Annotated in this window: 20 protein-coding genes; 6 read left to right on the top strand and 14 right to left on the bottom strand. The window is 65.0% G+C overall.

From position 1 onward, the window contains the following. Positions 1-141: 141 nt before the first annotated feature. Together serS and LZA78_RS00360 are read left to right on the top strand one after the other, a co-directional pair. Positions 142-1,431 carry a serine--tRNA ligase gene (serS, locus tag LZA78_RS00365; RefSeq protein ID WP_233674972.1) on the top strand — a complete coding sequence of 430 codons (1,290 nt, stop codon included), beginning with the start codon at positions 142-144 and terminating at the stop codon, positions 1,429-1,431. 136 nt (positions 1,432-1,567) lie between these two features. Beyond that, positions 1,568-1,774 carry a hypothetical protein gene (locus LZA78_RS00360; RefSeq protein WP_233674971.1) on the top strand — a complete coding sequence of 69 codons (207 nt, stop codon included), beginning with the start codon at positions 1,568-1,570 and terminating at the stop codon, positions 1,772-1,774. Here LZA78_RS00360 and der read toward each other — a convergent pair. The 5 genes from der to LZA78_RS00335 all read right to left on the bottom strand — a co-directional run bounded on the left by der (position 1,771) and on the right by LZA78_RS00335 (position 8,584). Beyond that, on the bottom strand, positions 1,771-3,267 hold the full coding sequence (der, locus tag LZA78_RS00355; RefSeq protein WP_233674970.1) for a ribosome biogenesis GTPase Der: 1,497 nt from the start codon (positions 3,265-3,267) through the stop codon (positions 1,771-1,773). The genes LZA78_RS00360 and der overlap by 4 nt on opposite strands. Positions 3,268-3,315: 48 nt before the next feature. Beyond that, complete coding sequence (locus tag LZA78_RS00350; RefSeq protein WP_233674969.1) at positions 3,316-4,635, bottom strand: outer membrane protein assembly factor BamB family protein; 1,320 nt, start codon at positions 4,633-4,635, stop codon at positions 3,316-3,318. Positions 4,636-4,691: 56 nt separating this feature from the next. After that, positions 4,692-5,336 (bottom strand): hypothetical protein, encoded by a 645-nt coding sequence (locus LZA78_RS00345; RefSeq protein ID WP_233674968.1) that lies wholly within the window; start codon positions 5,334-5,336, stop codon positions 4,692-4,694. 82 nt (positions 5,337-5,418) lie between these two features. Beyond that, positions 5,419-7,332: an ABCB family ABC transporter ATP-binding protein/permease gene (locus LZA78_RS00340; RefSeq protein ID WP_306798946.1), complete on the bottom strand. Its 1,914-nt coding sequence runs from the start codon at positions 7,330-7,332 to the stop codon at positions 5,419-5,421. A gap of 100 nt (positions 7,333-7,432) precedes the next feature. Beyond that, the gene (locus tag LZA78_RS00335) at positions 7,433-8,584 is read right to left on the bottom strand and encodes a LysM peptidoglycan-binding domain-containing protein (RefSeq protein ID WP_233674967.1); all 1,152 of its coding nucleotides are present in this window, start codon (positions 8,582-8,584) and stop codon (positions 7,433-7,435) included. Positions 8,585-8,706: 122 nt separating this feature from the next. Between LZA78_RS00335 and LZA78_RS00330 the strand changes: the two genes are divergently transcribed. Further along, entirely contained in the window at positions 8,707-9,261 is a 555-nt protein-coding gene (locus LZA78_RS00330; protein WP_233674966.1) for an LOG family protein, read from the top strand. A 2-nt stretch (positions 9,262-9,263) separates the two neighbouring features. On the opposite strand, the gene rarD is transcribed toward LZA78_RS00330, so the two are convergent. The 7 genes from rarD to LZA78_RS00295 all read right to left on the bottom strand — a co-directional run bounded on the left by rarD (position 9,264) and on the right by LZA78_RS00295 (position 16,806). Further along, positions 9,264-10,145, bottom strand: a complete 882-nt coding sequence (rarD, locus tag LZA78_RS00325) for an EamA family transporter RarD (RefSeq protein ID WP_233674965.1) — start codon at positions 10,143-10,145, stop codon at positions 9,264-9,266. A 77-nt stretch (positions 10,146-10,222) separates the two neighbouring features. Continuing rightward, on the bottom strand, positions 10,223-10,666 hold the full coding sequence (locus tag LZA78_RS00320; protein ID WP_233674964.1) for a baeRF12 domain-containing protein: 444 nt from the start codon (positions 10,664-10,666) through the stop codon (positions 10,223-10,225). A gap of 140 nt (positions 10,667-10,806) precedes the next feature. Next, on the bottom strand, positions 10,807-11,406 hold the full coding sequence (locus LZA78_RS00315) for a superoxide dismutase (RefSeq protein ID WP_233674963.1): 600 nt from the start codon (positions 11,404-11,406) through the stop codon (positions 10,807-10,809). Between the two features lie 264 nt (positions 11,407-11,670). Continuing rightward, positions 11,671-12,222, bottom strand: coding sequence for a sarcosine oxidase subunit gamma (locus LZA78_RS00310; protein WP_233674962.1), 552 nt, complete (start codon positions 12,220-12,222; stop codon positions 11,671-11,673). Beyond that, a complete protein-coding gene (locus LZA78_RS00305) occupies positions 12,215-15,166 on the bottom strand; it encodes a sarcosine oxidase subunit alpha family protein (protein ID WP_233674961.1) in 2,952 nt (983 codons plus the stop codon). The genes LZA78_RS00310 and LZA78_RS00305 overlap by 8 nt, the downstream gene beginning before the upstream one ends. Then, positions 15,163-15,486, bottom strand: a complete 324-nt coding sequence (locus LZA78_RS00300; protein WP_233674960.1) for a sarcosine oxidase subunit delta — start codon at positions 15,484-15,486, stop codon at positions 15,163-15,165. Before LZA78_RS00300 ends, LZA78_RS00305 begins: the two co-directional genes overlap by 4 nt. 72 nt (positions 15,487-15,558) lie before the next feature. Then, a complete protein-coding gene (locus LZA78_RS00295; protein WP_233675414.1) occupies positions 15,559-16,806 on the bottom strand; it encodes a sarcosine oxidase subunit beta family protein in 1,248 nt (415 codons plus the stop codon). A gap of 221 nt (positions 16,807-17,027) precedes the next feature. Here LZA78_RS00295 and ccmI point away from each other — a divergent pair, with 221 nt between their 5' ends. Genes ccmI through LZA78_RS00280 form a run of 3 tightly spaced genes read left to right on the top strand, consistent with a single transcriptional unit; the run spans position 17,028 to position 19,280 of the window. Further along, positions 17,028-18,554, top strand: coding sequence for a c-type cytochrome biogenesis protein CcmI (gene ccmI / locus LZA78_RS00290; protein WP_233674959.1), 1,527 nt, complete (start codon positions 17,028-17,030; stop codon positions 18,552-18,554). Continuing rightward, a complete protein-coding gene (gene ruvX, locus LZA78_RS00285) occupies positions 18,551-19,030 on the top strand; it encodes a Holliday junction resolvase RuvX (RefSeq protein WP_233674958.1) in 480 nt (159 codons plus the stop codon). Before ccmI ends, ruvX begins: the two co-directional genes overlap by 4 nt. After that, positions 19,023-19,280, top strand: coding sequence for a DUF1289 domain-containing protein (locus LZA78_RS00280; protein ID WP_233674957.1), 258 nt, complete (start codon positions 19,023-19,025; stop codon positions 19,278-19,280). The genes ruvX and LZA78_RS00280 overlap by 8 nt, the downstream gene beginning before the upstream one ends. Positions 19,281-19,334: 54 nt before the next feature. On the opposite strand, the gene LZA78_RS00275 is transcribed toward LZA78_RS00280, so the two are convergent. Together LZA78_RS00275 and LZA78_RS00270 are read right to left on the bottom strand one after the other, a co-directional pair. Continuing rightward, positions 19,335-21,122 carry a TRAP transporter large permease gene (locus LZA78_RS00275; protein ID WP_233674956.1) on the bottom strand — a complete coding sequence of 596 codons (1,788 nt, stop codon included), beginning with the start codon at positions 21,120-21,122 and terminating at the stop codon, positions 19,335-19,337. Beyond that, positions 21,122-21,691: a TRAP transporter small permease subunit gene (locus tag LZA78_RS00270; RefSeq protein ID WP_233674955.1), complete on the bottom strand. Its 570-nt coding sequence runs from the start codon at positions 21,689-21,691 to the stop codon at positions 21,122-21,124. The genes LZA78_RS00275 and LZA78_RS00270 overlap by 1 nt, the downstream gene beginning before the upstream one ends. Between the last annotated feature and the right edge of the window lie 96 nt (positions 21,692-21,787).

Here is a 21,787-nt window from a genome sequence, read left to right as displayed (position 1 = left end):
TTTGAATATGTGTCCCTTACACCATTATTCAACATCCGCGCAAGGGTTCCTGCTTTGACCTGAGTCACTTAGCTGATGCGCAGGGCTTTTACGGCGCATCTTTCCGCGTTAAACCCTGTCGCGCAACCAATGAGGTATGACATGCACGACATCCGCGCGATCCGCGAAAACCCCGAGATCTTTGACGCAGCCCTTGCGCGCCGGGGGCTTGCGCCGATGTCGTCGGATATCCTCTCGCTGGACGAGGAACGCCGCGCGGCGATCCACGCCGCCGAGACCGCGCAGGCGGCACAAAACGCGGCCTCCAAACAGGTCGGTGCCGCCAAGGCCAAGGGCGACGAGGCCGAATTCGAACGGCTGCGCGCGCTGGTGGCCGAGAAGAAGGCGGAGGTCGCGGCGATGCAGGCGCGTGCCGGTGCACTGGACACCGAACTGCGCGACACGCTGCTCTTGATCCCGAACAACCCGCTCGACGAGGTGCCGCAGGGCGCCGACGAGGCCGACAACGTCGAAGTGCGCCGTTGGGGCACCCCGCGCGAGCTTGGCTTTGCGCCGAAAGAGCATTATCAGCTGCCCGCCGTCGGCGCCGCGATGGATTTCGAAACCGCGGCCAAACTCTCGGGCGCGCGCTTTGTCGTGCTCAAGGGCGGGGTCGCCCGCGTTCACCGTGCGCTGGCGCAGTTCATGCTCGACCTGCACACCGACGAGCACGGCCTGACCGAGAACATCACCCCGGTCCTCGTGCGCCCCGAGACGATGCTGGGCACTGGGCAGCTGCCGAAATTCGCCGAGGACAGCTATGAGACCACCAACGGCTGGTGGCTGATCCCGACCGCCGAGGTCACACTGACCAACTATGTCGCGGGCGAGACGGTGGACGAAGCCGCCCTGCCGATGCGCATGTGCGGCCACACGAACTGCTTCCGCTCCGAGGCGGGTTCGGCCGGCAAGGATACCTCCGGTATGTTGCGCCAGCACCAGTTCGAAAAGGTCGAGATGGTCACCATCTGCCGCCCCGAGGACGCAATCGCCGAGCATGAGCGCATGACCAAATGCGCCGAGACGGTGCTTGAACGCCTCGGCCTGCCCTATCGTCGCATCGTGCTGTGCACCGGCGACATGGGCTTTGGCGCGCAGAAGACCTATGACCTCGAAGTCTGGCTGCCCGGTCAGAACACCTACCGCGAGATCAGCTCGGTCTCGACCTGCGGCACCTTCCAGGCGCGCCGCATGAACGGCCGCTACAAGCCCGCCGCCGGTGGCAAGCCCGAGTTCGTGGCGACGCTGAACGGCTCGGGCCTTGCCGTCGGGCGCTGCCTGATCGCGGTGCTGGAGAACGGCCAGGCAGCGGACGGCTCGGTCACCCTGCCCGCGGCGCTGCATCCCTATCTGGGTGGCAAGACCCGACTTGTGGACGGCAAACTCGTCTAAGGAACAGGCCCCCGCTTCGGGGGCCTTTTTCATTGCCCTGCGCGATTTCATCGCAGGCCCCTTCCGCGCATGACAGAAAGGCCCGACTCGCGTAACCTGCGCGCCGGGGAGGGTCCACTTCGGCTGGGGGGCTGAAATGCAGACCGACCAAGAGGCAATCGCCGAGACCGCCAGCGCCATCCTTCGGATTGGCGACGCGGAGATTCCCGCTCATATCGAAAAACTACGCGCGACCAAGGGCTTGTCGCCGCTTATTCACGACCTGAACTGCGCGATCCTTGGCTGCGACGGGGCAGCGCGCGACACGGCGCGCGCCGCTTTGAACCACTTGGGCTTCATTTAGTCTTCGGATTTAGATCCCGGCTTGCCCTTGCGCGCCTCGTGCTTGCGCGCGTCCACGTGCTTTTTCAGGCGCGAGGGGATCGACTTCTTGCGATCCTTGTAGGGGTTCTTGTTGCCCTGATCGCGGAAGTAGATGCGGATCGGCGTTCCCGGCATGTCGAAATCGTTGCGCAGCCCGTTGACCAGGTAGCGCCCGTAGCTTTCCGGGATCTTGTCGGTATGGGTCGCCATGATGACGAAGCCCGGCGGACGAGTCTTGGCCTGCGTCATGTAGCGCAGCTTGATGCGGCGCCCGCCCGGAGCCGGCGGCGGGTGCGCCTCGGTCATCGCCGAAAGCCATTGGTTGAGCTTGGCGGTCGAGATCCGGCGGTTCCAGACCTGATGGGCCTTCATGATCGCGTTGTGCAACCGGTCCAGACCCTTGCCGGTCTTGGCCGACACGGTCACCAGCGGCGCACCTTTCAACTGCGGCAGCAGGCGCTCGAACGCCTCGCGCAGTTCTTTCAGCTTCTCGGGCTTGTCTTCCTCAAGATCCCACTTGTTCGCGGCGACGACGACGGCACGGCCCTCGGTCTCGGCGAAGTCGGCGATGCGCAGATCCTGCGTTTCGAAGGGGATATTCACGTCGAGTAGCACCACGACCACCTCGGCGAAGCGCACGGCGCGCAGACCATCGGCCACCGAGAGCTTCTCGAGCTTGTCGTTGATCTTGCCGCGCTTGCGCATCCCGGCGGTGTCCCAGATCCGCATCGGCGTACCCATGAACTCGGTCGTGACCGAGATAGCGTCGCGAGTGATCCCGGCCTCGGGGCCGGTCAGCAGGCGATCCTCACCGAGGATCTTGTTGATCAGCGTGGATTTCCCGGCGTTCGGGCGGCCGATAACGGCCAGTTGCAGCGGCTTGAGCTTGGTCGGCGCCTGATAGACGCCCTCCTCTTCCGAGCCTTCCTCGATCTCGACATCGACCTCGGGGATGTTCGCCGCGTTCCGCTCGGCGAACTCGTCGGCCAACGGCTTGAGCACGGTGTAAAGATCGTCGAGACCCTCGCCATGCTCGGCCGAGATCCGCAGCGGCTCGCCCAGACCCAGCGACCAGGCCTCCAGCGCGCCGGCATCGCCCGCGCTGCCCTCGGCCTTGTTCGCGGCCAGTATCACATGCGCGTTCTTGCGGCGCAGGATGTCGGCAAAAATCTCGTCGGCCGGGGTCACGCCCATGCGCGCGTCGATCAGGAAAAGGCAGACATCGGCCTCTTCCACCGCGCGTTCGGTCAGGCGACGCATCCGGCCCTGAAGGCTGTCGTCCTCGGCCAGTTCCAGACCAGCCGAGTCGATCACGACGAACCGCAGATCGCCAAGGCGCGCATCGCCTTCGCGCAGGTCGCGCGTCACGCCGGGCTGGTCATCGACCAGGGCCAAGCGCTTGCCGACAAGGCGGTTGAACAGCGTCGATTTGCCGACGTTGGGGCGGCCCACGATGGCCAGGGTAAAGCTCATTTCTGCCTCCTGAGGCGGATCAAGCGGCCCCTCTACACCCTTTTTCCGTCAACGGAAAGCGTGAAGCTGACCATTCATGCCGACAACATACAGCGTGCCGCCCGCGACAACGGGATTGGTCGCCGCGCCGCCAGGGATCTCGGTCTGACCGAGCAGTGCGCCGGTCTCCGGATCGAAGCTGCGCAGCAGCCCGTCGGTCGAAGCCACAAATAGCTTGTTGCCAGCCAGCAGCGGGCCGTAATGCACGAAGATCTTGGCCTGCTTCTTGATCTTTTCCTTGACGAAATAGGGCAGATCCTGCGCCCAGATCGTCGCGCCGGTGGCCGCATCCAGACGCACAAGGCGCGCCTCGTCCGACACCAGGAAGATCGAGCCGCCCGCAACCTGCACCGGCGACACCGCGCCCTCGCTCGCGGTCCAGAGCCGCTCGCCCGAGTTCACGTCGAACGCGCCGACCTTGCCCGCCGAGGAGCCCGCATAAAGCTTGTCGCCCACGATGACCGGATCGCCGGTCAGGTCGGTCACCGTCGCGAAGGCCCGGCCAAGCCGCGCGCCCGCAACCTTGCCCTGCCACAGCGTCAGACCGCCCTGCTTGAGCGCACCGACCATCTCGCCCGACGAGAACGGGAACACGACCATCCGGTCGTTCACCGCGGGTGCCGAAACGCCCACCATGGCCGAGCCCGAAGGCGTGCCGGGCAGCTGCCATTGCACCTTGCCGTCCGTGGCGCGGATCGCCCAGGCCGAGGCATCGCGCGCCACGACATAGACCAGACCGCCCGACACGGTCGGTGCGCCGCCAATTGCGGCATCGAATTTCTGGCGCCACTTCACCGCGCCCGAGGCCGCGTCCAGCGCGACCAGCTCGCCAAAACCGGTAGTGACGTAAACCTGCCCGTCCGCATAGGCCAGACCGCCACCCGAGGCATCGTCGGCATTGTCCGCCGGCGGCGTCAGATCGGCCTTCCAGAGCGCCGCACCATTCAGACCCGTCGCCGCGACCTGCGCACGCGCATCGAGCGTGTAGATCCGCCCCGCGCCCACGACCGGATCGGCAGTAATGCGATGCTTGCGCCCCGCGCCCTCGCCGATCGCGGCCGACCAGACGCGCGCCGAGCCACCGCCGATCACAGGGTTGATCAGCGCATGGGACGGGTTGCCGGCCCGATGGGTCCATTCCGCATTCGATTGCTGCGCGGGCAGTGCGATTGCCGTGGAAACCGCGAGCGGCGCATCGGCTGCGCTCTGGCTCAGCACATCGCGCGGGTCAATCCGGTCGCCCTCAAGGATCAGCTCCTTTTCGCAACCGGTCACCAACGCCGCCATGCCAAGCACGGCCATTCCCCGGATCAGCTTCACCGCTTTCATCCCCCTGCCCTCGCATCATTTGGACACGGCCATTCGACCCGGTCCGAGGTTTCCGGTCACTGCTCCGCCGGATCGCCCCCAAGCGCCACAATCAACTCAGTCGCGCGCTGTTGCAAGCCCGGCGTGACCCCTGCCTCGGCAAGGATTTGCTTGGCCAGCGAAATCGCCTGTTCGGGATCGCCCGCCGTCGCGGCGGCCTCGGCCTGCGCCTCGAGCGCCAACAGGCGATAAGGCGCGCCCGGTTGCGCAAGCGCGCTCAACTCGGCTGCGCGTTCCTCGGCGCTCATCGCGTCGCCCGCAACGCCAAGCGCCTTGAAGCGTGCCAGTTCGCGCAGGCTGGCCGGAGCCGCGGCATTCGCCGCAACGGCGCGATAGGCCGCCAGCGCGCCCTCGGCATTGCCCGCCTCGGCCTGCTGACCGGCCAGCATCAGCTGTGCCAGCGCCGCACGGCTGCCATCGGCCTGAATCGCCGCAAGTGCTGCCGCCGGATCATCGGATTCCACCGCCGCAAGCAGCGCATCGCCGAAGCCCTCGGCCTGATTGCGCGCCTTGGCCTTGCTCCACTCGGTATAGGCCGCTCCGCCGACAATCCCCAGGATCGCCACGACCCCGATCCAGCCATACTTGCGCATGGCGGCAAAGAGCTTGTCGCGGCGGACCTCTTCGGTGACTTCCTCGATAAAGCTGTCGGTCTCGTCCACAGGCGGCTCCCCTATCGGTTTGCGGTTTTCTTATACAGTTCCAAGGCCATTGCCAAGGCCAGCCCGGGGGATGCCGCGGCGCTCAGGTCGTCCAGGTATGGGGGGCACGATGGCGCATATCGGAAGGTTCCGCCTCGCCATCCTCTTCGAGCTGGCGCACCGAGTTGCGCAGCAGATATTCCTCGCCGCCCTGACGTGCCCACATCGCGGCGTAGCGCCCGCCATGGGCCAAAAGCTCCTCGTGGCGGCCTTCCTCGACGATTTCGCCCTGTTCGAGCACCACGATACGGTCCGCATCGACAATCGTGCTGAGGCGGTGCGCGATCGAGATCACCGTGCGCCCCTCGCCCATCGCCTTGAGGCTGACCTGGATGTCACGCTCGGTCTGCGTATCAAGGGCCGAGGTCGCCTCGTCCAGCAGCAGGATCGGCGGGTTCTTGAGAAGCGTGCGCGCAATACCCACGCGCTGCTTCTCGCCACCCGAAAGCTTCAGCCCGCGCTCGCCCACCGTCGTTTCATATCCCTCGGGCAAGCTCATGACGAAATCGTGGATCTTCGCGGCCTTGGCGGCGGCGATGATCTCGTCTTGCGTGGCATCCGCGCGGCCATAGGCGATGTTGTAACCGATGGTGTCGTTGAACAGCACGGTGTCCTGCGGCACCACGCCGATCGCGTCGTGCAGACTGGTCTGGGTGATGTCGCGCAGATCCTGCCCGTCGATGCGGATCGACCCGCCGGTCACATCATAAAAGCGGAACATGAGCCGCCCGATGGTCGACTTCCCCGAGCCCGAAGGTCCCACCAGCGCCACGGTCTGCCCCGCCTGCACCTTGAGCGAGATCCCCTTGAGGATCGGCCGCGCCGCGTCGTAGGCGAATTTCACCTCGTCAAACTCGATCGCGCCGCCGGGCACGCGCAAGTCGGGGGCGCCGGGCTTGTCGTTGATCTCGGCGGGTTGGTGCAACAGGTCGAACATCTCGCCCATGTCCACCAGTGCCTGCCGGATTTCGCGATAGACCGTGCCAAGGAAGCCAAGCGGCATGGTGATCTGGATCATATAGGCCTGCACCATGACGAAATCGCCTACGGTCAGCTTGCCCGACTGCACCTCGATGGCCGCCATGACCATGACCGCGATCAGCCCGACCGAGATGATCAGGCTCTGGCCAAAGTTCAGGATCGCGAGGCTTTGGCCGGTCTTGACCGCCATCTTCTCATAGCCCGCCATAGAGGCGTCATAGCGCCGCGCCTCGCGCGACTCGGCGCCGAAATACTTGACGGTTTCGAAGTTCAGCAGGCTGTCGATAGCCTTCTGATTGGCCTGCGTGTCGGCCTCGTTCATCTTGCGCCGGATCGCGACGCGCCATTCGGTCACCTTGAACGTATAGGTCACGTAGGCAACGATCGTCACGACCACCACAGCCGCATAGCGCCAATCGAAGAGTACCGCGAAGAGCACCGCCACCATCGTCAGTTCCAGGATCAGCGGCCCGACCGAGAACAGCATGAAGCGCAGCAGGAACTCGACGCCCTTGACGCCGCGCTCGATGATCCGGCTGAGCCCGCCTGTCTTGCGGGTGATGTGGTAGCGCATCGAAAGGCGGTGGATATGCTCGAAGGTCTCCAGCGCCAGTTGCCGCAGCGCGCGCTGCGCAACCCGCACAAACACCGCATCGCGCAATTCCCCAAAGCCGACCGAGGCCATTCGCGCCACGCCATAGGCGACCGTCAGCGCCACTGCGCCAAGCGGCAAAAGCCAGCCCTCGGCCCGCGCGGTGCCGGCAAGGCTGTCCACCGCAGCCTTGTAAAGGAACGGGGTCGCGACCGAGATCACCTTGGCCATGACCAGCAGGCTAAGTGCGATCACGACGCGCTGTTTCACCCAAGGGTGCGCATCCGGCCACAGGTAGGGCGCGACCGAGCGGATCGTGCGCCAGCCACGCGCACGCTCGTTCGCGCTGACTTTGCCCGCGACGGTGATCTGGGAAGGCGCCATGGGGGAAAACCTTTCGACTGGTCCTGAAATGCGACGCCCGGTTCGGGATGATCCCAACCGGGCGGGCAAAACCTAAGCCGGAAACCGTCAGAGTCCAGCCCTATTCGGGGATCTCGAAGACCTGCCCGGGATAGATCAGGTCCGGATCGCGGATCTGATCGCGGTTCGCCTCGAAGAGACGGACGTAAAGATAGGGGTCGCCATAATTCTCACGCGCGATGGCCCAAAGCGTGTTACCCGGCTCAATCGTGATCATGCGGGTGCCGCCCTTGGGCTTGGCGCCATCGGCCGCGGCAAGTGCTTCGGGGGCGACGCGGTCATAGCTGGTTTCGGCGCGCGCCAGAACCTTGCCATCCACATCAAGCGCGTCGATGCGCAGGACATGCTGGCCCGGTGCACCCGCCGGAAGCACCATACGCCAGTCGCCCTCGGTTCCGGCCTGGATCAAGCCTGCCTCGGCATTGTCGATATAGGCACGCAAAAGCGCCCCAGCGGGCGCACCGCGTCCGCTGATCGCGATCTGGTCACCCGCATCGAAGGACACGGTATCGATGGACAGATCGACGCTGGCCTCGGCCAGAACGCGCGCGCCCTGATCGTCGGTCACCAGCGGCGCCTGCGCCAGCGCCTCGGCAGCACTGACCTGGTCGGCGACGGCCGCCTCCGAGGTGCCCTCGGCCTCGGCCGCCTGCGCCACGGCCTCCGCGCTCGGCGCAACGGTCACGCTTTCCTCACCCTCGCGGGCCACACCATCGGCACCAGTCACGCGCACGCTCAGCTGGCGCGGATCGGCCGACGGGTCGGCCAGCACGACCGAGGCAAAGCTGCCACCCGGCTCGGCGGTCACGGTATCGACGACGGCACCATCGAGCAGAACCTCCACCTTAGCGCCCGGCTCGACCCGCCCCGCCAGCGTCAGCGCGCCGTCGGGGGCCGCGCGGAACTGATCAAGGCTGGCGACGGGCGCGGGCGCAGGCTCTGCGACAGGTTGGGTCGGTTCCGACGCAGGCTGCGCCTCGGGTTCGGCAACTACGACCTGAGTTTCAGGCGCGGGCTCTGCCGCAGGCTCCGGCTGCGCGGGTTCAGGCACCTGCGCGACGGGCGCCGGCGCCTGCGGCGGATCGCGCAGCACCCAATAGCCCGCCAGAACGGCCAGCAATGCGAGCGCGGAAATGCCGCCCAACATCGCCCCGCCCAGACCCGAGCCAGCCTTTGCTGCGACCGGCTCTTGCCCCGATTCGACGTTTTTCATCCCAGTTCCCCTCGTTCCGATGCGATCTTGCGCCGCATGACTTGAGCAACCTTAGCCAAGCCGCTATCACCTAACAACAATTCGCTGCACCCGTCATGCAGTTCAGCACGAAAGGTGCTTTGATGTCCCACCAGCCCTCGATCTGCGTCTTTTGCGGCTCGCGCCACGGCAGCCGCCCCGCCTATGCCGAGGCCGCAAGGGCCACCGGCACGATGCTTGCCACGCGCGGCTGGCGGCTGGTCTATGGCGCAGGCGATGTGGGCCTGATGGGTGAGGTCGCCCGCGCGGCCCAACTGGCAGGCGGCACCACCTTCGGCGTGATCCCGATCCACCTGTTCCAGCGCGAGGTCGGCAAGCGCGACCTGTCCACCTTCATCGTCACCGAGAACATGCATGAGCGCAAAAAGGTCATGTTCATGAACTCGGATGCCATCGTCGTCCTGCCGGGCGGCGCGGGATCGCTGGACGAGCTGTTCGAGGTGCTCACCTGGCGCCAGATCGGCCTGCATGAAAAGCCGATCTTCATCCTGAACACCGAGGGCTACTGGAACCCGATCAAGACCGCGATCGAGCATATGGTTGGCGAAGGCTTCGCCGACCGCTCACTGGCTGAGATGCTGATCTGGGCCGAGGATGTTTCGGCACTCGAATCCGCGCTGTCCACCGCGCTGAGCTAAACCTACCCGCGGCGCAGCAGTGTCAGCGAATAGATCCCTAGCGCAAGCCAGATCAGCGGCAGCGCGACCGCGTGCCACTGCGTGACGGGTTCGTGAAACGCGATCACCGCGACCGACAGCTGCAAGGTCGGATTGAGGTATTGAACCAGCCCCAGTGTCGCCATCCGAACCCGCCGCGCGGCATAGGAAAACAGGACCAGCGGGCCGCCGGTCAGCACACCTGAAAACGCCAGCAAAAGGCTTGTGCGCCAGTCCGACCCAAACGCCCCCGACCCCGGCGTGGCCCCAGCCCAGCCGTAATGCAGCCCTAAAAGCAGCGTCAGCGCCAGTGGCGCCAGCAGAATCACCTCGGCGGCGACCGAGACCACCGGCCCCACGTCCAGGCGCTTCTTGATCAGCCCATAGGCGCCGAAGGTCCCTGCCAGCATCAGCGCGATCCAGGGCGGCGCACCGATGCCCCAGGTCAGATACAAAACCGCACAAGCCGCGATCATCACGGCCAGCGTCTGCGCCCGGGTCATCGCCTCGCGCATGACGACAACGCCAAGGCCCACCGCGACAAGCGGGAAGATGTAGTAGCCGAGGCTCGCCTCAAGCGCGCGCCCGTTCTGCACCGACCAGATAAACCCGAACCAATTCGTCGAGATCATGATCGCGGAAACAAGCAAAGTCAGCAGGTTACGCCCACGTAGCGCAAGTCGAACGGTGCCGAGCCTGCCCTGAACCGCCAAGACGGCACCGAAGAACACCAGCGACCAAAGCGTCCGATGCGCAAGCACCTCAAGCGGCGGAACGGCGGCCAATTGCTTGTAGTAAAGCCCCGAGAGCCCCCACACCACGCAGGCGAATAGCAGCGCCCAGAAGCCCTTGACCTGATCTCGCATGAACCGCCCCTACCCGTTCGGCGCCACGCTGACCGAAAGCGCCGGTAAAGGAAAGGGGCGGCCGTGCTTACCCTAGGTCAAAGCGCGTCGATATCCGCCGCGACGATCTTGCCGATCTCGGCCAGGGGGTGCTTGGTCAGCGTCTTGTCGATCTCTGCCACGACATGAGCCGCCAGACCCTCGCTCAGCACATCGCGCAACGCGCCCAGAACCTGCGGCGGCGCCACAAGGACCAACTTCTCGAATGCGCCGCGCCGCTGCGCGCGCGCCAGATCGTCGGCCAAATCCGCCATGAAGGTTTCGGCATTCAAACGCGTGTAATCGGGCACTTCCATCGCCGAGCGCTGGCCCTGCCCAACATCTGCGCGCCGCCCCGGCGCATCGGACGCGATGATGACCTCCGGCGCCTCTTCACGGCGTACAAATGCCAGAAGCGGCTCCCGCCCGGTCCCCTCATTACACAGGACCAAGGCTTTCTCCGAATCCGCGACGACAACCCAAATTCCCTTGGAAAGCAGCATGACAACCTCCTCTTGTCTCGCACTGTTTAATATAGGGTCGCAGGCAGGAAGTTTTTAGCCAGCCCGGACGATCTGCCGCAGGACATTGAAAAAGGCCCGCCGGATCGCTCCGACGGGCCCGAAAGCTCATGCGCTCGCAATTACATGCGCGAGGCGACGTTCTCCCAGTTCACCAGCATCTCAAGGAAGTTGGTGAGGTAAGCCGGGCGCTTGTTGCGGAAGTCGATGTAGTAGGAATGCTCCCACACGTCACAGCCGAGAAGCGCGGTCTGGCCGAAGCAAAGCGGGTTCACGCCGTTCTCGGTCTTGGTAACCTTCAGCGCGCCGTCGGTGTCCTTGACCAGCCAGCACCAGCCCGAACCGAACTGACCCGCGCCCGCGGCGGCGAAATCGTCCTTGAACTTGGCGACCGAGCCGAAGGATTCAACCAGCGCCTTCTCCAGCTCGCCCGGCATTGCCTTGCCGCCCGGCCCCATCATTTCCCAGAACTGGGCGTGGTTCCAATGCTGCGAGGCGTTGTTGAAAATGCCGTTCTGCGCAACAGCGCCCGCCTGGTAGGTGCCCTTGACGATCTCTTCGAGCGACTTGCCTTCCCACTCGGTGCCCGCGATCAGCTTGTTGCCGTTATCGACATAAGCCTTGTGGTGCAGGTCGTGGTGATACTCGAGCGTCTCCTTCGACATGCCAAGCCCGGCAAGCGCATCATGGGCATAGGGAAGATCGGGAAGTTCAAAAGCCATTTTCTTGTCCTCTCGCGTGCAGTTAGCGTTACCCCTATAGAAGCGCGCGGAACCCCGAGGTCAAGGGCGCTTGCACACATCCGCCAGAAGGTTTTGGCACAAAGAAGAAGGGGGGCTGTCTGCCCCCCTCTTGCCCGTATCCGGGCAATTCACCCCCCGAGGATATTTTCTCCACATTGAAGAGCCAACCCAGCCCTTCAACGTGGCGCAAATATCCCGGGGGTGAGCGGCCTTGGCCGCGAGGGGGCAGCGCCCCCTGTCGCCTCAGAAAATCTCGCCACCCTTTCGGGAAGAGACCTCAAGAAGCCCGAGCATATAGGCCGCAACCGAGCGGAAGCAGATCACGCTTATCTCCTGCGGACCCGAGCGCCAGAGCGCGGCGGCGACCTGTGCTGCACGGGTTCGGCGCATCTCTCCCTCGGGGAACGTCGCGAAATCGACGGGGCAAAGCTTCATCACCACCTCGTCGCCCTTCTCGCCCGAGATGGTGAACATCGCCCGCGCGTCCGATACGTTGGTGACCAGCGAATGCTCTTTCGCCAGGGCGTCGCTCAGTGACTGGCTCAGGCCCGGCGCCTCTTCGTAGGTGCAGATGAGCAATAGCTCATCCGGGCTCATCCAGGCGACGCTGCGCCCCTCGGACGAGACGACCTTGCGCTGGTCTGGGGTGGCAAGACCGAGCCCTTTCAGAGCCTTTGCCAGTGCCTTCGACGTCAGGTCAGCCCGGATCGAGATCATCCCGGTCAGACCCGCCTCGGCGACGGTGGCAAAGCCCGTGTGGCTGGCGCCCTTGAGTGCGCTGATTGCCTCAGACATTGGCCTTCTCCCCTTCCTTGTCGTAGAAGACCGGGTCCACGATCTTCGCCTTGAACACGGCCCCCTTGTCACCGGGGAACTCGAGTACCTCGCCCATCCGGTCGGGTCCGTTAAGCACCAGCCCCATCGCGATCCCGCGCTTGAGCATGGGCGAATAGTAGGTCGAGGTCACGCGCCCCTGGGTGTTGCGCTGGCCGTTTGCGTTATGCCCTTCGGCCACGGCATAGACCCCATCGGGCAGCACCGAGCCGTCGAGCGTCTCAAGGCCCACAAGCTTCCAGCGCTTCGGATCGGTCATATAGCTGCGTTCCTGCGCGCGCTTGCCCAGGTAGTCTTCCTTCTTCTTCGAGATCGCCCAGCCAAGGCCCAGATCCTGCGGGATCACGGTGCCGTCAGTCTCGTCGCCGATCATGATAAAGCCCTTCTCGGCGCGCATGACGTGCAGCCCCTCGGTGCCATAGGGCATCACGCCGAACTCTTCGCCCGCGGCGTTCAGCGCCTCCCAGAAGGCCAGACCCATATTCGCGGGCACGGCAATCTCGTAGCTCAGCTCGCCCGAGAAGGAGATGCGGAACACCCGAACCGGGAAGCCGCCAAGCGTGCCCTCGGCATAGGTCATGAAGGGCAGCGCCTCTTTCGAGACATCCATCCCGCCAAGTTTTTCAAGCAGCATCCGCGCCTTCGGGCCGACGACCGCGACCTGTGCATATTGCTCGGTCAGGTTGGCGGTATAGACCTTCCAGTCCCACCACTCGCATTGCAGCCAGTCTTCCATCCAGCCGTGGATCCGGTCGGCCCCGCCCGAGGTCGTGTGGCACAGCCAGGTATCTTCGGAGAGACGCACGACAACGCCGTCATCGCTCAGGAAGCCGTTCTCGTTGCACATCAGACCGTAGCGGCATTTGCCCACGCCAAGGTTCGACATCATGTTGGTGTAGAGCATGTCGAGGAAGCGCCCCGCGTCCGGCCCCTTCACTACGATCTTGCCAAGCGTCGAGGCATCGAGCAGACCCACATTGGTGCGGGTGTTGACGATCTCGCGGTTGACGGCGGTGCGGTGGCTTTCCCCGGCTTTCGGGTAGCAATAAGGACGGCGCCATAGGCCCACGGGTTCCCAATGCGCGCCCTTGGCCTCGTGCCAGCCGTGCATCGGCGTGCGGCGCAGCGGCTGGAACAGCTCTCCCCGCGCCTCGCCGGTGACGGCACCGAAGCTGATCGGCGTGTAGGGCGGGCGGAAGGTGGTCGTCCCGGTCACCGGGATCGGCCGCCCAAGCGCATCCGAAAGGATCGCCAGGCCGTTGATGTTGCTCAGCTTACCCTGATCCGAGGCCATCCCGAGCGTGGTGTAGCGCTTGGTGTGCTCGACGCTCTCATAGCCTTCACGGGCGGCCAGCTGAACGTCCGAAACCTTCACGTCGTTCTGGTAATCGAGGAAGGCCTTGAACTTGAGCTTCTCCTTCGCGCCGGCGGGCATGACCCAGACCGGCAGGAGGGGCGCCTCGACCTCGGACACGGCGGGGATGCCCGCCTCGTCCATGATCGTGCCGAGTTGCAGCAGGCCGTTCGCGGCACCGACCACGCGGGCCAGCGGTTCGCCTGCCGCGCCGGTCGGCGGGCGGGCGGCATCGGGGCGGAACATCGCCGCTGCGTCGTCCCACACGAGCTTGCCGCCGCAATGGCTCCAAAGGTGAACGACCGGCGACCAGCCGCCCGACATGGCGACGCAGTCGCAGGCGACGGTCTCGATCACCCCGCCCTCGCCCGCCTGGGCGCAGATCTCAACGCCGGTGACCGACTTGCGGCCGAGCACCTTGGCCACGCCGCGCCCGGTCATCACCTTGATACCGCGGGCGCGCGCCAGTTCCGGCAACTCGCCCGTCGCGGCTTCGCGTGCGTCGATGATGGCGGGGACCGTGAGGCCCGCGGCCTGCACCGCAAGCGCCGTGCGATAGGCGTCGTCGTTATTGGTCACCACGACGACGCGGTCGCCGGGGCTGACGGCCCAGTTCACGATGTAGTCGCGCACCGCCGAGGCCAGCATCACGCCGGGCACATCGTTGCCCGAGAAGGCGATCGGGCGCTCGATCGCGCCGCTTGCAGTGATGGTGAGGCCCGCGCGCACGCGCCACAGGCGATGACGCGGACGGCCATCGGCTGCGTGCTCGCCCACCGACTGATAGCCGATCGCATAGCCATGGTCATGCAGACCCGCCGCCATGGTGCGCAGCATAAGGCGCACATTGGCCATGCCCGACAGCGTTTCAACCGCTGCTGCAACCCAGGCTTCGGGCTCCTGACCGTCGATCTGGCCGCCATCGACCGGGGCGCGGCCGCCCCAATGCGCGGTCTGCTCCATCACGATCACGCGCTTGCCCGCGCGCGCCTCGGTCAGGGCTGCGGCAAGGCCTGCCACGCCCCCGCCGACGACGAGCACGTCGCAATAGTCATAGGCCTGCTCGTAGCGATCCGGGTCGGCCTCTTTCGGCGCAGCACCCAGACCCGCCGACTGGCGGATGATCGGCTCGAACACATGTTTCCAGGCGAAGCGCGGCGCCATGAAGGTCTTGTAATAGAAGCCCGCCGGCAGGAACCGATAGAAGGTGTCGTTGATCGCGCCCACATCGAATTCCAGCGACGGCCAGTGGTTCTGGCTGGTCGCCTCGGCGCCCTCGAACAGTTCGGTGGTGGTGGTGCGCTGGTCGGGCTCGTGACGGTTGTTGCGGCCAAGGTTGACCAGAGCGTTCGGCTCTTCCGCGCCGCTGGCCACAAGGCCGCGCGGACGGTGATACTTGAACGAACGCCCGAGCATGACCTGACCGGCACCCAGCAGCGCCGAGGCGAGCGTGTCGCCCGCATAGCCGCGCATGGGCTTGCCGTTGAAGGTGAAGTTGAGCGGTTTGGCGCGGTCGATCAGCCGGCCGCCTTTTGCGAGACGCGTGCTCATTTCCAGCCCCCCCAGTTCGGTCGTTTCTCATTGATTTTCGCGATCAGCTCGGCCGGAGGCTCGGTCGTCTGCGCCGGATAGGTGCCGAAGACCTCAAGCGTAGCGGTGCAGCGCGCCGCCAGGAACCACTTTCCGCAGCCATAGGCATGGCGCCAGCGCTCGAAGTGGACGCCCTTGGGGTTCTTGCGCGCGAAGAGATAGCCTTCGAAGTCCTCGTCGGACGCGCCCGGCCCGAAGCGCTTCAGATGCGCCTCGCCGCCGGGGGCGAGTTCGGTTTCCTCGACGGTCACGCCGCAATAGGGACAGGTGAGTGTCAGCATGTCAGAGGGCCTTTCGGGAAGCGGACGGCATGGCGTCCGCAAGATCGTGGAGCGATGCGAAGCGAAGACGGGTCAATGCGCCACCCCCGCCGCGACGGATTCGTCGATGAAGCGGCCTTCCTTGAAGCGGTTCAGCCCGAAGTCGGCGGCCAGCGGGCCCGGCTCGCCCTTGGCGACCAGTTCGGCCATTGCCCAACCCGAGCCGGGGATCGACTTGAAGCCGCCCGTGCCCCAGCCGCAGTTGACGAAGACGTTCTCGACCGGCGTTTTCGACAGGATGGGCGAGCGGTCGCCGGTCATGTCCACGATCCCGCCCCACTGGCGCAGCATCTTGAGGCGCGAGATGATCGGGAAGGTCTCGATCAGGGCACGGGTGGTTTCCTCGACATGGTGCCACGAGCCGCGCTGCGTGTAGTTATTGAATCCGTCGGTGCCGCCGCCAATAACCATCTCGCCCTTGTCGGACTGGCTCATGTAGCCATGCACGAGGTTCGCCATGACAACGACGTCCATGCAGGGTTTGATCGGCTCGGACACCCAGGCTTGCAGCGCCATCGACTCGATCGGCAGGCGGAAGCCCGCCATCTCGGCCAGCACGCTCGAATGGCCCGCAACGACGATGGCCAGCTTGCCGCAGTCGATCGAGCCCTTGGTGGTCTCGACGCCCTGCACCTTGCCGTTCGCGGTGCGCACACCGGTCACTTCGCATTGCTGGATGATGTCCATCCCCATGGCCGAGCACGCCCGAGCATAGCCCCAAGCCACGGCGTCATGGCGCGCGGTGCCACCGCGTTCCTGATAAAGCGCGCCCAGAACCGGGTAGCGCGGCCCGTCGATATTGACGATCGGCACCAGGTCCTTGACCTCTGAGGGCGTGATCCAGCGCGTCTCGACCCCTTGCAGATTGTTGGCATAGACCGTGCGCTTGTAGCCGCGCATCTCATGCTCGGACTGGGCCAGCATCAGCAGGCCACGCGGCGAGAACATGACGTTGTAGTTCAGATCCTGGCTCAGATCCTCGTAAAGCGAGCGCGCTTTTTCGTAGATCGCCGCCGAGGGGTCCTGCAGGTAGTTCGAGCGGATGATGGTGGTGTTGCGCCCGGTGTTGCCACCGCCCAGCCAACCCTTCTCAATCACCGCGACATTGGTGATCCCATGGACCTTGCCAAGGTAATAGGCCGTCGCCAGACCGTGGCCGCCCGCGCCGACGATGACCACATCGTAGCGTTTTTTCGGCGCAGGGCTTTGCCAGGCGCGTTCCCATCCGGCGTGGAAGCGCAAGGCCTCTCGCGCAACGGCAAACATCGAGTAGCGTCTCAAAGCCATGTTCACTCCTTCGGCACGCATTCCGGACGGGCGCGAATCCGCAAGGCCCCATCATTCGTCCTATTGATGGACCGCCCCCCCGCCCAAAAGCCACCCCCAAGCGGCAATTGCGGGAAAAATACGACATGCGCCTGCGACAAGGCGCACCATCTTGGCGCTTGGCCCTTTCTTGCCCGGCCTATCCAGCCTAAATGGGGGCAGACACAGGAGACGTTATGCTGTTCTGGACCCTTACCGCCGCCCTTGTGGCGCTTATCGCGCTGCTTTTCGTCCTTGCCCTCGTGCGCCGCCACGCGGCTGAAGCACCTGCCTCGGCCTATGACGTGCAGGTCTATCGCGACCAGCTGCGCGATCTTGACAAGGATCTGGCCCGCGGCGTGATCACCAAGGACGAGGCCGAGCGCACCCGCGTGGAAATCTCGCGCCGGATGCTCGAGGCCGACCGCGCCGTGCAAACCGAACAGCTCAGCCGCGAGGCCCCCAAGGGCGCCACGATGGCGATCATCCTTGTGCTTGGCGCGATCATGGGCGCGTCGTTCTACATCTATCAGCGCCTTGGCGCGGCGGGTTACCCCGATCAGCCGATCAAGGAACGCTTCGAAATCGCCAATGAGCTTTACGACTCGCGCCCCTCGCAGGACGACGCGGAAAAGCAGGCCGCCGCCGCGCAGGCCGACCAGGCGCAGCCCGATCCGCAGTTTCTTGAACTGATGGAGCGCCTGCGCAAGGCCGTGGCCGAGCGCCCCGACGACCCCGAAGGCCTTGCGCTTCTGGCGCGTAACGAGATGAGCCTGGGCAATTACCGCGCGGGTTGGGAAACCAAGAAGCACCTCGTCGAGGTTCTCGGCGACAAGGCGCGCGCGCAGGACTATGCCGACCTGGGCGAATACATGGTCGTCGCCGCGGGCGGTCTGGTGACCAAGGAGGCCGAGGAGAACTTTGCCAAGGCGCTTGAGATGGACCCGGCCGATGGCCTGTCGCGCTATTATATCGGTCTGATGATGGCGCAAAATGGCCGCGGCGACCGCGCCTTCCGCATCTGGGATGCGCTGCTGCGCGATGGTCCGGCACAGGCGCCCTGGGTTCCCGCGATCACGGCCAATATCGAGAACCTCGCCTGGATCGCCGGCGAGACGCGCTACGAGATGCCGGCTCCCGGTGGCCGTGGCCCCTCGGCCGCCGACATGCAGGCCGCGGCGGAAATGTCGCCCGAAGACCGCCAGCAGATGATCCGTGGCATGGTCGAGCAGCTCAACGACCGTCTGGCCAGTGAGGGCGGCCCCGCCGCAGACTGGGCCAAGCTGATCTCGTCGCTGCGGATGCTGGGCGAGGAAGACCGCGCACAGGCGATCTGGGGCGAGGCGCAAAGCCGCTTTGCCGAGCACCCGGAAGATCTCGAAATGATCCGCTCCGCCGCCGAGGGCGATGTGGCCCCGATGGCCGGTGGCGCGCCGATGCGCGGCCCGGCGCTGACCGACGAGCAGATGCAATCGGCCTCGGACATGACCCCCGAAGAGCGTCAGGACATGATCGCCAACATGGTCAACGGTCTGGTCGAGCGGTTGGAGACTGAGGGCGGCGACGCCAGCCAGTGGGCGCGCGCGATTTCCTCGCTTGCCACGCTTGGCCAGACCGAGCGCGCCGCCGAGGTCTATGCCAAGGCCCAAGCCGCGCTTGCGGGCGATGAGGCCGCGCTGTCAGTGATCGCGGGCGCCGCGCAGGCCGCCGGGGTGGCCAATTGATCTGCGCCACCATCGAGGAGTTCTTCGCGGCCCTGCCCCGCTTTGGCGCGGTGGCGGGGCTCGATCTTGGCACCAAGACGATCGGCGTTGCGGTCTCGGACACGCTGCGCTCGGTCGCATCGCCGCTCTCGACGATCCGGCGCGAGAAATTCACGCTTGATGCCGAAAAGCTTCTAAAGATCGTGGCCGAGCGCGAGATCGCCGGGATCGTCCTTGGCCTGCCGATGAACATGGACGGAACCGAGGGGCCGCGCTGCCAATCGACGCGCGCCTTTGCCCGCAACCTCGAAAAGTTGACCCCCCTGCCCATCGGCTTCTGGGATGAGCGGCTCTCGACGGTGGCCGCCGAACGGGCGATGCTGGAGGCGGATATGTCGCGAAAGCGTCGCGCCGAGGTGATCGACCATGTCGCTGCCGGGTTTATCCTGCAAGGGGCGCTGGATCGCCTGGCGCATCTGAGGGCCTCGAATGTCTGAGAACGTCCCCGCCAATACCGACCGGATCTGGAAGCGGGCCGAGATCGAAAGCCCCTGCATCAAGCTGTGCTCGGTCCACCCGGTCGAGAAGATCTGCGTGGGCTGCTATCGCACCCTCAATGAGATCGGCAACTGGTCGCGCATGACGCCTGAGGAGCGCGACCGGATCATGGCCGAACTGCCCGACCGCGCGCCGAAGCTGAAACAGCGGCGGGGCGGTCATGCGGGGCGCACCGGCGAAACCGCCTGACGACCACCCTACCCCGGAAAGAGGAACGGCGGCCCGAGGGCCGCCGTTTTCGTTTCAGTTGCTGGCCGGGGGAAGCCCGCCAAGCCCCATCGGAGCCGGCACGATGGGCGCCCCTCCGCCCGCCGGCGCCCCGGGGGCACCGATCGGCGGCAGGCCAAGGCCCATCCCGCCCGGTGCAGAGCCAGGCGCACCAAGCCCGCCAAGGCCGCCCAGACCACCGCCAAGACCCGGCATCTCGGGCAGCTTGAGCTCGATCGTCGAGGGATCGACCACCTTGCCCTTGTAATGCATGACCATGCCCGGGAAGGCGATCACGATGCCGATCATGATGATCTGGATGAACACGAACGGCACGGCACCCCAGTAGATATGCGAGGTCTTCACCGGATCGGTCAGCTTGCCCGTCACCTTGTCGATATAGGCCGACTTCGGAGCGACCGAGCGCAGGAAGAACAGCGCAAAGCCGAAGGGCGGGTGCATGAACGATGTCTGCATGTTCACCCCCAGGATGACCCCGAACCAGATCAGGTCGATGCCCAGCTTCTCGGCCGCGGGGGCCAGCAGGGGAACGATGATGAAGGCAAGTTCGAAGAAATCAAGGAAGAACGCCAGGAAGAAGACCAGCAGCGACACCACGATCAGGAAGCCCATCTCACCGCCCGGCAGCGAGACCAGAAGATGCTCAACCCACAGGTGGCCGTTCACGCCATAGAAAGTCAGCGAGAAGACCCGCGCACCGAGCAGGATGAACATCACGAAGGCCGAGAGGCGCGTCGTGGCGGCCAGTGCATCGCGCACCACGCCGTAGTTCAGACGCCGCTTCATCCCCGACAGGATCAGCGCACCCACGGCACCCATGGCGCCGCCTTCGGTCGGCGTGGCAACGCCAAGGAAGATGGTCCCGAGCACTAGGAAGATCAGCGCCAGCGGCGGGATCAGCACGATGACGACCTGCTGCGCAAGGCGGCTCATCGCGTTGATCTTGAGCGCCTTGTCGAGCACGGCGGCCGCGTAGATCACCAGAACGGCAAGCGCGGCGGCCAGGATGCCCGCATCCTTCGGGTTGTGGTTCGCTTCAAGGTACTTCTCGGCGCCGTAGAAAAGCGCGAGACCGGTGGACAGTGCGACGACCAGCGAGGTCACACCCGAGCCAAGCGTGCGCGCCTCTTTCGGCAGCGCAGGCATCGAATGCGGACGCAGCACCGACATCAGAGCGACATAGCCAAGGTAGATGCTCGTCAGCACGAGGCCGGGGATCATCGCGCCCTTGTACATGTCGCCCACCGAACGACCGAGCTGGTCGGCCAGAACGATCAACACCAGCGAGGGCGGAATGATCTGCGCCAATGTGCCGGACGCCGCGATCACACCCGAGGCAATCCTGCGGTCATAGCCATAGCGCAGCATGATCGGCAGGGAGATCAGGCCCATCGCGATCACCGAGGCGGCCACGACGCCCGTGGTGGCGGCCAGCAGCGCGCCCACGATGATCACCGCATAGGCCAGACCGCCACGCACCGGGCCGAACAGCTGGCCGATGGTGTCGAGCAGGTCTTCGGCCATGCCCGATTTCTCAAGCACGATCCCCATGAATGTGAAGAATGGAATGGCGAGCAATGTCTCGTTCGACAACACCCCCCAGAACCGTTCAGGCATCGCGTTCAAGAGCGGCCAGCTGAGGTTGATCGTGCCATTCGACAGCGGGGCAAGCTCGACCCCGATGATGAAGAACACCAGACCGTTCGCGGCCAGTGCGAAGGCAACCGGATAGCCCAACAGCAGGAAGCCGATGAGCGAGATGAACATTATCGGCGCCATGTTCTGCGCGATCAGTTCCATCATCACAGCGCCTCCTCTTCGGCGATCATGTCATGGCCGTGATGGCCCGTCGCCGGATGCGGATCTTCCATCAGGCCGCGCATGACGGCGATCTTCTTGATGATCTCGGAAATCCCCTGCGCGAAAATCAAGATGAAGCCGATCAGCAGCAAGGCCTTCGCCGGCCAGATGATCAGGCCGCCCGCATTGGTCGAAACCTCGCCCGATTTCACCGAAAGCATCACATAGGGATACAGCAGGTAAAGCATCAGGCTGACCATGGGCATCAGGAAGAAGATATGCCCGAACAGGTCGATCCAGTGCTGCACGCGGCGCGAGAAAGCGCCATACACGATGTCGATGCGGATATGCTCGTTTTGCTTAAGCGTATAGGCCGCAGCCAGCAGGAACGCGGCACCGAAAAGATACCACTGCAGTTCCAGCCAGGCGTTCGACGATACGTTGAAGATCTTGCGAATGGTCGCGTTTGCCGCCGAGATGATAACGGCCAACAGGATCAGCCATGATACGGCCTTTCCGATGGTCTCGTTCACTCTGTCGATCAGGCGCGACAGGGCTATCAAAGCGCCCATCTCCGTCCTCCCCTTCCCAGTTATTGGCCCCCTACCTCCAGGGGCAGTCAGCATTCCTTGAACGGACTCCCCCCGGACGTCAAGAAATTTAGCCCA

It is taken from the genome of Rhodobacter flavimaris, from assembly GCF_021378075.1.
Classification (GTDB): domain Bacteria; phylum Pseudomonadota; class Alphaproteobacteria; order Rhodobacterales; family Rhodobacteraceae; genus Rhodobacter; species Rhodobacter flavimaris.
Note: the sequence above shows the minus strand (reverse complement) of the source record. Positions and strands in the feature narration are given on the sequence as shown.